This is a genomic window from Maribacter sp. (genome assembly GCF_049667165.1).
Classification (GTDB): Bacteria; Bacteroidota; Bacteroidia; order Flavobacteriales; family Flavobacteriaceae; genus Maribacter_A.
In genome coordinates this window covers 16,869-27,666 of sequence record NZ_JBATHS010000213.1, presented here as the reverse complement: position 1 = coordinate 27,666, position 10,798 = coordinate 16,869, and the positions used below count along the sequence as shown (strand labels likewise).

Below are 10,798 nucleotides of genomic sequence, written 5' to 3'. Positions count from 1 at the left end.
GGTTAAGGTGTCACCATCCAACTTTATAGTAACTGTTTCCTCCAACCCATTTTCATCTATAAAAGATAATTGATCTCCTTCTAAACTCCAGGTAGACGAGCTGGTCTCAACATTGGAAGGACATTCTATCAACAGACCGGTACCATCAGAGTTTACATCTCTCCCTGTTTCTGTAAAATCCTTGGCCACTGCAGTTACCGTGTTGTCCGATTTAAATTCAAAAACAAGAATATCGCATCCACTAGCAGTTAAAACCTCGATGACATCATTCGCTAATCTAATTTCATTGGGCGAACTTGCATTATCTATATTCAGCTCGGTAAACTTCCAAGTCCCTACAATTGAATTTTCAATGGCCAAATCATCTTCCTTATCCGAAGAGCAGGAAAAAACCAGTGCTGCCATCACCGTGCATAGTAAAATGTATCTTTTCATCACTTCTCTTTATTTGTTTATGGTTCAAAGCCCAAACGTAAAAAAAGATGATCTATTATACATTCAATAGTACAGCCTATAAAATAAATCGATAGGTAGCCTTGATCAAGAAAATGTTCTGTGGTTTCTCCTTATTGAAAACGGTATCCTGTAAATCCTGAAATAGTACCTCCTGCGGATTACCTGTTTGCGACAGATCTTGGGACCAAACCAAGTAAATCTCTGAACCCGGGGTGTATTCCCAACGGACGACCAAGTTAGAGCGGAATTGGACAAAAGAGAAATCAGGATTGTCAAAACTAAAGTCCGTGGCACCGTCCAAATTGTCATCCACTGAATAGACATCGTTCATTAATGAAACTTGATTGTTCGAAAATTGGGAAATACGATTCCCGAAATCTCTTGCCAAGGGATCGGTTACTTCCTTAAAATCGGTATACCGTCCCCGGGAAATAAAGGGTTGCCCCCAATATTGAATGGTCAGATTCGGATTTATGGTATAATTCAAACGTAAGGACATGCTTAACGTTCGTTGATCCACGGTCCCGTTCAAATAACGGGTCGTACCATTGACATCCAAGTTATCGATGTACTGTAACTTGTTTTTATTGATGCCGTATTCAGGGGATGCAGAGATCCGAAGTGAATTTATCGGTTGGTAGACGACTCCAAATTCCACGGCATAAGAACTGAATGAATCGTCGACGGCCTTGTTCCCGTTTTGGAAAAAATCGAATCTCAATTTTTTACGTTCATCCATACTTATGCCGTTCCAAAAGCTCATTTGTGGGGATTCCCTTAATCTAGGCCCTCCCCGTAAGGCGAAATTGGAATAGGAGATGGGCTCATAGTTCACACCAATATTGCTGAACCAATTGTTTTTCCAATTTTGCCAAGAATTGGTATTGAACATCAAACTATTATGATTTCCCCCAAAATCCCAAACACTCCAATGGTTGTAATTGATCCCGACCTGTCTAAAGGTATTATCGGGTTTCAAGGTCTGATACCCGATCCATGTATAATGACGAATGTCATCGGCACGTCTTTGAAAACCGATGTCGTTCAATTCCAGTTCCGGTGATCGCCAGGTTGCCCCGGTTTCGAACTTCCAATGTCCATTACCGATTTTTCCGAGTTGTAGATTGCCCCCTGTTCCCGACAATGAAGTTCTTTCTGGATCTACCTCCACATAATCCGCCCCTACCCTTTGAAACAAATGTGCGATCGATTCCTGGGTATTTTGAATCGCTTCTTCACTACCTTGTACATGACTCCATATAATATTACCACCAACATACCAATCGCGTTCATTCCATTGATGTTTAAAATCGACCCCTCCTGAATAGGCCGATCTATGTAAAAAATCGAGACCTTCGGTCAATCGATCTCTATGGGTTGCTGTAAATATCCCACCTATAAAGCTATTGCGATCATTGAAGTCTTTTTGTAATCGCCCTACAAAATAATTGGTCAAGGGCTCTACCACTTCTTTTCTTCGCTGTCCATTATTATCTATTGTGGCAAACTTTTTTGAAGTAACACTCTCTAACACCCCAATAGACCATCCGTTTTTGGTCTTACCACTAAATTTGGCCGCTCCCAAAATATTGGTGTTTTCAGGCTGATCCACGTATTCATTGTCTGAAGTATCAGGATACCCTTGTGGACTGCGCCCAATACGACGCGAGTAGAACAAATTATCGGAACCAAAGGTATTTCCTGCCTGGGAAGAGGATACGCTGTAATCAAAAATGTTCTTATTCTCAACAAAAAAAGGACGTTGTTCTTCAAAGAAAATCTGGAAACCGTCTAAGGCGATGGCCGATGGATCCGCTTCTACCTGTCCGAAATCAGGATTAATGGTCAGGTCCATGGTCAAATCATTGGTAATCCCGATCTTCGCATCAAGACCAATGGTCAATTTTGAATCGTTACCATCGCGAAAAGGGTTTCCTTCTTCGGCCTCATAGGTTTTAATGCTCCCTACGGTATAGGGCTGTATTTCGAGTTGCTTCTGGGGTTCAATGTTCAACAGGCCATGTAGTTCACCAAATTCACTGACAAACCCGCCGGTATCTTGCGGTAACCGTTGCCAAACCGAACGCTCCTCTTCCCTGAAATGCCTTCGCATCACTTCAAACCCCCATACTTGTTCTTTGGACTTACCGAACTTCAATTGGCTTAGGGGTATTTTCATCTCGGCTGACCATCCTTCATCATCGATATGGGTTTTAGTATACCAAATAGGATTCCAACTATCATCCTCATTTCCGCCATTATTCGATTCCAATACATCTCCCTTTACTCCCGCTGCCGAAACAATGAATCCGAAGGCCGTACGCTTATCATAGTAGCTATCGATGAAAATACCCACCCAATCCCCATCAAAACCATCTCGTCGGGAAAGTCGTTTTACAATTTTATCAGGCTCCTTGTCCAAACATTGAATACCTACATAAATAAATTTTTGATCATAGGTAATCTTAAATCGGGTCTGGTTGCTCGGTGGGGTATTTTCGTCAGGTCTAGATTCTATGAAATCATCTTCCCATGCAACACTATTCCAGGAAATATCATCCAAAACACCATCAATAATGGGTGGTTTTGCATCTTCCAAGGCCTTCGTAGTATATATTCTTTTGGGCACGACATCTGTAGAATCCTGTGCGAATGAAACCATGTGAACAACTAAAATGGAACAAAATAAAAGATGGCAGGCCCTCATTGGTTGATTGTTGATTGTTGATGATTGATGATTGATGATTGATGTGCTACTAAAAGACTACGCGTTGATGGAAACGTTACAGCACCCATGTTATTTAAGACTATTTTAACAGAATTGAAAGGCGCAGGACCACCCCTTGGTAAGAAAAAACAGTACATCAAATAAAACCCTTTTTTATATCGAAAAATTATTCCGAATTTAGCATTTGTATTTCTACATAATAATTGTACATTTGCACCCCGTTTATAGGGATTGGAGTATTAAATTAATAAAAATATTAGTGTGGACACATTAAGCTACAAGACAATTTCTGCCAATAAGACTACTGTTGACAAGCAGTGGTTATTGGTTGATGCTGAAGGAGAGACATTAGGACGTCTAGCTTCTAAAGTTGCCAAATTACTAAGGGGCAAACATAAACCTAGTTTTACTCCCCATGTCGATTGTGGAGACAACGTTGTTATTATCAATGCGGAAAAAATTACCCTTTCGGGCAATAAGTGGGATAGTAAAACGTACAGTCGTTACACAGGTTATCCAGGTGGTCAACGCACTACAACGGTTAAGCAGATGTTGGACAAGAATCCTGAAAGGATCGTAGAAAAAGCGATCAAAGGAATGCTCCCAAAAAATAGGTTAGGCGCGGATCTTTTTAGGAACCTAAAGGTTAATGTAGGACCAAATCACGATCAGGAAGCCCAAAAACCAACTGTTATAAATTTAAACGACCTTAAATAATGGAAGTAATTCACAAAATTGGGAGAAGAAAAACGGCCGTTGCACGAGTTTATCTTTCACAAGGAAAGGGAAACATCACAGTAAATGACAGGGAGTTGACCAACTATTTCCCTACTGCGACCCTTCAATATAAAGTGAAGCAGGCATTTGCCCTGACCAGTACCGAAGACACCTATGATGTAAAAGTCAATGTTTACGGTGGAGGAATAACCGGGCAGGCTGAAGCTATTCGATTGGCTCTTTCAAGGGCGTTGTGCGAAATAGATGAGGAAAACAGAACTACCTTAAAACCTGAAGGTTTGTTGACCCGGGATCCAAGAATGGTTGAACGTAAGAAATTCGGTCAGAAGAAAGCCCGTAAGAAGTTCCAATTCTCAAAACGTTAATATCAAATTTTTCAGGTGCTCTTTTCGAAGGGCACCTTTATTATATTTTCTAACTAGTTCCTTGAAAGTCCCTGTATGGGACAATTAAAAAATCCCAGAACCAAAGAAATTTGGGAGCCCGATTCAGGAAAACCCTGAAACGAGTTCAGGGTAATATTAGTTTAGCATCTAAATGCTTGAGGCTTTGCGTCATTGGCGCGATACCACTTTAGCATTGCTAATTCAAAAGAACGTAAACTAAATTTAAAATGGCGAAAGTCGAAGTAAAAGAATTATTGGAAGCAGGTGTGCATTTTGGACACCTAACAAGAAAGTGGAATCCCAACATGGCGCCTTACATCTACATGGAGCGCAACGGAATACACGTCATCAACCTTTACAAAACAGTAGCAAAATTGGATGAGGCCAACGAGGCCCTTAAAAAGATTGCTGCCTCAGGCCGAAAAATACTTTTCGTAGCCACCAAAAAACAAGCCAAGGATATCGTTGCAGAAAAAGTGGCCAACGTAAACATGCCCTATATCACTGAAAGATGGCCGGGCGGTATGTTGACCAACTTTGTGACAATCCGTAAAGCCGTTAAGAAAATGGCTATGATCGACAGAATGAAGAAAGACGGTACCTTCAACACACTTTCCAAAAAAGAACGTCTTCAAGTTGATCGTTTACGAGCTAAATTAGAAAAGAACTTAGGTTCTATCTCTGAAATGACCCGTCTTCCCGGAGCACTTTTTATAGTGGATGTCATGAGGGAACACATTGCGGTCAAGGAAGCCTTAAAATTGAACATTCCTATTTTCGCCATGGTCGATACCAATTGTGACCCAAGGGATATAGATTATGTGATACCATCCAATGACGATGCTTCCAAATCGATAGCACTAATAATGGGGCAAGTAACCGATGCTGTTGCCGAAGGCCTATCGGAACGAAAAGCTGAAAAACAGACTGACCCTGATGATGCGAAAAGCGAGAAGAAAGCAAGGATAGCAGAAGCACCAAAAAGCAAGGCCCCGAAGGTTGAGCCAACTCCTGAAACAAAGGAAATAACTAAGGAAATCGAGGAAGCTCCTGTTGTTGTCAAAGATGTTGAGGGCAAAGAGGAGAATCTTGAACCAACACCAGAAACAGTTGAGACCAAAGCACCACCAGTTGTTGCTAAAGTCCCAGATGTTGAGGTAGATGTTAAGGCTACCAAAGAGGCGGTCGAACCGAAGCCCACCAAAAGTGATGATCTAACAAAAATCGAGGGCATTGGCCCTAAAGCCGCAGAGGCTATCGTTAATGCCGGTATCAAAACCTTTGCAGAACTATCTAAGGCCGATGCGGACAAAATCAAGGAAATCTTGACCGAAGCAAGCTCTAGAATGGCGCATTTAGACCCAACTTCCTGGCCAAAGCAAGCTAAAATGGCTGCAGAGGGTAAATGGGACGAGCTCAAGGAGTGGCAAGACAATGCCAAAGGAGGCATAGAATAGGTTTCCAGAAAGCAGAGATTAAATAAAATAACAACATTATTGTCATTCAACCATGGCAATACTAAACAATAGATAAGATGGCTAAAATTACCGCCGCAGAAGTAAATAATTTAAGAAAGACCACTGGCGCAGGAATGATGGACTGCAAAAATGCCTTGGTAGAAGCAGAAGGGGATTTCGAGCTGGCAATCGAGATTCTTCGTAAAAAAGGACAAAAAGTTGCTGCAAAAAGAGCCGACCGTGAATCATCGGAAGGAGCTGCCATTGCAAAAGTCAATGCGGACAGCACCAGTGGAGTGATCATTTCATTGAATTGTGAAACCGATTTCGTTGCAAAAAATGAAAGTTTTGTCAGTTTGGCGAATGACCTTGCTGCCTTGGCCTTGGGTTATGATACCAAGGAAGCATTTCTAGCTGCCGACTTCAATGGTCTTAGCGTGCAAGAAAAACTTACGGAGCAAACAGGCGTAATCGGTGAAAAGATTGAAATTGGCGGTTTTGCCAAGTTGAGTGCCCCTTATGTTGGTTACTATATACATGCAGGCAATAAAATCGCCACATTGGTCGGCCTATCCGCTGTTGTTGATGGTGCAGATGTAGCAGCGAAGGATGTTGCCATGCAAGCGGCTGCGATGAACCCTGTCGCACTGAATGAAGAAGGTGTTGACCAGTCGGTCATTGACAAGGAAATCGAAATCGCGAAAGACCAATTGCGTCAAGAAGGCAAACCAGAAGCTATGTTAGACAACATTGCCAAAGGAAAACTTAAACGATTCTTTAAGGACAATACCTTGGTAAACCAAGATTTCATAAAAGACAGCAAGCAAAGTGTTGCCCAATATGTGAAGTCGGTCGATGCCGGTTTGACCGTAACAGGATTTAGAAGGGTAGCTTTAGGATAAGTATCGTCTTCCTTCACCTAATAAAAACCACCATGCACAATGTATGGTGGTTTTTTTATGACATTTCAGCAAGAAATAAATGCCGTGTTCATTATACCTAGTAAGTGAACTATTTCATAAGTTTTTTGATTATTTTTGTTGGAAACAATAACAGCGCATGCAATACAACAGAATACTTTTAAAACTAAGTGGTGAGGCCTTAATGGGCGAAAAACAATACGGTATTGACCCCAAAAGACTCGCTGAATATGCTAAGGAAATAAAGGAAGTTGTTGATAAAGGCATGCAAGTGGCCATTGTCATTGGCGGCGGTAACATTTTTAGGGGTCTCGCCGGGGCCAGTAATGGGATGGATCGCGTTCAAGGTGACCATATGGGCATGCTGGCCACAGTCATAAATGGTCTGGCACTCCAAAGTGCTTTGGAGAACGAAGGCGTGGAAACCCGTTTACAATCAGCCATCAAAATAAATGAGGTAGCCGAACCCTTTATCCGTAGACGTGCCATGCGCCACTTGGAGAAAGGAAGGGTGGTCATTTTTGGAGGAGGAACAGGAAACCCCTATTTCACTACAGATTCCGCCGCTGTTCTACGTGCCATAGAAATTGAGGCTGATATTATCCTAAAAGGAACCCGGGTCGATGGCATTTATACTTCCGATCCTGAAAAAAACAAAGATGCAACCAAATTCGATACCATTTCCTTTAACGACGTTCTTAGAAAAGGATTGAAAGTCATGGATACCACCGCTTTTACGCTGAGCCATGAAAACGAACTTCCGATCATTGTCTTCGATATGAACAAGAAAGGAAACCTCCTACGGGTTCTCGACGGAGAAAATATAGGTACGAAAGTAAATATGTAGTTTTGGTACATTTTGTGCTACTATTGATTATTAAAGTTTAGGTTATGAACGAAGAAATTACATTCATTTTAGATGCTGCCAAGGAAGGTATGGAGGCAGCTATTGCCCACCTAGAAAAGGAATTTATAAAGATTCGTGCAGGGAAGGCCAATCCTTCGATGTTATCTTCCGTAATGGTCGAATATTACGGATCAAAAACCCCATTGTCCCAAGTGGCAAATATCAACACGCCCGATGGAAGAACCCTATCGGTTCAACCCTGGGAAAAATCCATGTTGCAGGAAATAGAAAAGTCAATCATGAATGCCAATCTCGGATTTAACCCCATGAACAATGGCGATATGGTCATCATCAATGTCCCCCCATTGACCGAGGAGCGTCGAATTCAATTGGCCAAACAAGCCAAGGCTGAGGCTGAACATGCAAAAGTTGGCGTACGTAATGCCCGGCAGGAAGCCAATAAGGAAATACGGGATCTAGAGGATGTATCCGAAGATGCAAAAAAGAATGGAGAAGTGGATGTTCAGGATCTTACCGATACTTATATCCTGAAAATCGATACGTTCTTATCGGCCAAAGAGGCAGAAATAATGAAGGTATAAAGCACAGGCCAGAGTATTTAATAGCAGTAAGGCGACCCTGGGTCGCCTTACTGCTTCCTTGACACATTCCCCTTTATTTAATAGCTGCAATTTAGGAAGAGAGCCTTGCATTCTTTACATTTGCAGTGGTTTAAGAAAAATAAGATCCCGCTCCATGGTGGAGTTTAAATAGAACTTAGTGCTGGGAAGAAACACGATCCTTCCCCAAGATTAAAATGGTTGCTAAACTTACACATGGCTTTTGGGAAAAGGTTGCCCGGTTGATTCTGAGAAATCGGATCCTAATCTTATTTTTGATTGCCGGCCTAACTTTCTTTTTGGCCATGCAATGGGATAACATGCGATTCAGTAATTCGCAAGCCAACCTACTGCCCGATGATCATCCTGTAAATATCGAATATCAGCGTTTTTTGCGCCAGTTCGGCGAAGAAGGCAATGCTGTGGTCTTTGCCGTAAAGGACAGTGCGCTCTACTCCCCTGACAACTTTAAAAGATGGAATAAGCTCAGCAAACAACTCAGTGCATTCCCTGAAGTTGATTTTGTGATCTCTACTGACAACCTACAAGAATTGGTAAAGGACCCAAACAATCAAAAATTCGTCCTTGAACCCTTGATAAAAACAGAGATCAACACCCAGAAAGACGTTGATTCGATCATAAACCATCTGTTCAATGACCTTCCTTTTTATGACAATCTACTGTACAATAAGCAAAGTAGAACCCTACGAACCGTTATCTACTTAGACAAGGATATTGTGAACACGTCTGTTCGCAAGGATTTTATTTTAGAAGACATCACCCATCTCATTGAGAGTTTTGAAGATGAAACCGGACTGGATATACGGGTATCCGGTATGCCGTACATCAGAACCATGAATTCGCAGAATATCATCGATGAAATCGGTAAATTCATATTGGCAGCACTTGGTGTTACCTCCTTTATCTTCTTTTTATTCTTCAGAAGCTTTCGTGCGACTATCATATCCATGTTCGTGGTTATCATTGGTGTCATGTGGGCCTTTGGTGTTTTAGGATTACTGCAGTATGAGATAACCGTACTTACCGCTTTGATTCCCCCTTTGATCATCGTCATCGGTATTCCGAACTGTATATTTTTGATCAATAAGTACCAGCAGGAGGTTAAAAAGCACGGAAACCAGGCATTATCCCTGCAACGAGTGATTTCCAAAATTGGAAATGCGACCTTAATGACGAATATCACCACAGCTTCCGGTTTCGCCACCTTTATCATAACCGACAGCAAATTATTGAAGGAATTTGGTATCGTTGCTTCCATCAACATCATCGGTATCTTTATTCTATCTCTCCTGATCATACCCATTGTTTACAGTTTTATGCCCTTGCCCAAAACGAAGCACCTAAAACATTTGAATAAAAAATGGATTGATGGCTTTGTCAATTGGATGGAGCATATCGTGCGTGAAAAGCGCATCACTGTATATGTGACTTCGATTGTACTATTGGTCGTTAGTATTATTGGGATTTATCAAATAAACATATCGGGAAGCCCGATAGAGGACATGCCCAAAAAAGCCGAGTTTTTTAAGGATATCCGTTTCTTTGAAAAGGAATTCGATGGCATCATGCCCGTAGAAATCGTTGTGGACACGAAAAGGCCCAAGGGAGTTCTAAGGCCGGCAACCCTCAAGAGAATAGATCAGCTCAGTACGGTCATCGATGAAATCCCAGAATTATCGAAGCCGGTTTCCGTCGTTAATCTCATAAAATATTCCAAACAGGCTTTTTACAATGGCATCCCGAAGTACTATCAATTACCGACAACCCAAGAAAACAACTTCATTATGGATGCGGCCCGGAAATCATCGGGTGAGGGCAATCTTTTAAAAAGTTTTGTCGACAGTACAGGTCAAGTGGCGCGGATAACCACCTTTATGAAAGATGTGAAGACAGACCGTATGGAAGATATAGAAGCGCGGCTAAATGAACATATCGCAAAATTATTCCCCTCGGATAGATATACCGTTTATATGACCGGAAGCGCCCTGTTGTTTTTAAAAGGGACCAAATATCTGGTAAAGAACCTCGTCCTTTCCTTGGCCTTTGCCATCTTCTTGATTGCCCTTTTCATGGCCTTTCTATTCAGATCATTCAGAATGATCGTCATTTCGTTGATCCCAAACTTATTGCCTTTAGTGATTACGGCCGGGGTCATGGGTTTTGTCGGGGTCCCCATAAAACCCTCGACCATTTTGGTATTCAGTATCGCCTTTGGTATTTCTGTCGATGACACCATACACTTTTTAGCCAAATACCGTCAAGAGCTTACCGCGAATCGTTGGCAAATCAAAAAATCGGTCTATGCCGCTTTGCGGGAAACCGGGGTCAGTATGTTCTACACGTCCATTGTTCTCTTCTTCGGATTTTCGGTTTTTGTCATTTCAAACTTTGGTGGTACCGTGGCCTTGGGAGCATTGGTTTCGGCAACTTTGTTGTTCGCCATGTTGGCGAACCTGATATTGCTTCCATCCTTATTACTATCCTTGGAACGCAGTATCGCCAACAAAGAGGTTTTACGCGAACCCCAAATCGATATTCTGCCTTTAGAGGAAGATAACATTAATGAAGAAGACTAACATCGTGCACCTTTAGGATCTCTTCCAAGGAATCAACCCTACTTCATTT

9 protein-coding genes are annotated in these 10,798 nt (G+C 41.9%); 7 read left to right on the top strand and 2 right to left on the bottom strand.

From position 1 onward, the window contains the following. Together WBM98_RS10685 and WBM98_RS10680 are read right to left on the bottom strand one after the other, a co-directional pair. A partial coding sequence (locus tag WBM98_RS10685; RefSeq protein ID WP_424366009.1) for a lipocalin family protein occupies positions 1-435 on the bottom strand: 435 nt, incomplete at its 3' end. A 76-nt stretch (positions 436-511) separates the two neighbouring features. Then, complete coding sequence (locus tag WBM98_RS10680; RefSeq protein ID WP_424366008.1) at positions 512-3,118, bottom strand: DUF5916 domain-containing protein; 2,607 nt, start codon at positions 3,116-3,118, stop codon at positions 512-514. Between the two features lie 327 nt (positions 3,119-3,445). Between WBM98_RS10680 and rplM the strand changes: the two genes are divergently transcribed. The 7 genes from rplM (at position 3,446) to WBM98_RS10645 (ending at position 10,749) form a co-directional block, all read left to right on the top strand. Further along, positions 3,446-3,901, top strand: a complete 456-nt coding sequence (gene rplM, locus WBM98_RS10675) for a 50S ribosomal protein L13 (protein ID WP_424366007.1) — start codon at positions 3,446-3,448, stop codon at positions 3,899-3,901. Continuing rightward, positions 3,901-4,287, top strand: a complete 387-nt coding sequence (gene rpsI / locus WBM98_RS10670) for a 30S ribosomal protein S9 (protein WP_424366006.1) — start codon at positions 3,901-3,903, stop codon at positions 4,285-4,287. Before rplM ends, rpsI begins: the two co-directional genes overlap by 1 nt. A 248-nt stretch (positions 4,288-4,535) precedes the next feature. After that, positions 4,536-5,765 (top strand): 30S ribosomal protein S2, encoded by a 1,230-nt coding sequence (gene rpsB / locus WBM98_RS10665; protein ID WP_424366005.1) that lies wholly within the window; start codon positions 4,536-4,538, stop codon positions 5,763-5,765. Between the two features lie 77 nt (positions 5,766-5,842). Next, on the top strand, positions 5,843-6,667 hold the full coding sequence (gene tsf, locus WBM98_RS10660; protein ID WP_424366004.1) for a translation elongation factor Ts: 825 nt from the start codon (positions 5,843-5,845) through the stop codon (positions 6,665-6,667). Positions 6,668-6,824: 157 nt separating this feature from the next. Next, positions 6,825-7,532 (top strand): UMP kinase, encoded by a 708-nt coding sequence (gene pyrH, locus WBM98_RS10655; protein WP_424366003.1) that lies wholly within the window; start codon positions 6,825-6,827, stop codon positions 7,530-7,532. A gap of 44 nt (positions 7,533-7,576) precedes the next feature. Further along, the gene (frr, locus tag WBM98_RS10650; RefSeq protein WP_424366002.1) at positions 7,577-8,134 is read left to right on the top strand and encodes a ribosome recycling factor; all 558 of its coding nucleotides are present in this window, start codon (positions 7,577-7,579) and stop codon (positions 8,132-8,134) included. 215 nt (positions 8,135-8,349) lie between these two features. Next, positions 8,350-10,749, top strand: a complete 2,400-nt coding sequence (locus WBM98_RS10645; RefSeq protein ID WP_424366001.1) for an efflux RND transporter permease subunit — start codon at positions 8,350-8,352, stop codon at positions 10,747-10,749. The last annotated feature ends 49 nt before the right edge of the window (positions 10,750-10,798 follow it).

What these genes read in the sequence shown, in the direction of transcription:
- WBM98_RS10680 (WP_424366008.1), bottom strand. Translation starts at nt 3,118, where the DNA reads ATGGTTTCATTCGCACAGGATTCTACAGATGTCGTGCCCAAAAGAATA.
- rpsI (WP_424366006.1), top strand. Translation starts at nt 3,901, where the DNA reads ATGGAAGTAATTCACAAAATTGGGAGAAGAAAAACGGCCGTTGCACGA.
- rpsB (WP_424366005.1), top strand. Translation starts at nt 4,536, where the DNA reads ATGGCGAAAGTCGAAGTAAAAGAATTATTGGAAGCAGGTGTGCATTTT.
- tsf (WP_424366004.1), top strand. Translation starts at nt 5,843, where the DNA reads ATGGCTAAAATTACCGCCGCAGAAGTAAATAATTTAAGAAAGACCACT.
- pyrH (WP_424366003.1), top strand. Translation starts at nt 6,825, where the DNA reads ATGCAATACAACAGAATACTTTTAAAACTAAGTGGTGAGGCCTTAATG.
- frr (WP_424366002.1), top strand. Translation starts at nt 7,577, where the DNA reads ATGAACGAAGAAATTACATTCATTTTAGATGCTGCCAAGGAAGGTATG.
- WBM98_RS10645 (WP_424366001.1), top strand. Translation starts at nt 8,350, where the DNA reads ATGGTTGCTAAACTTACACATGGCTTTTGGGAAAAGGTTGCCCGGTTG.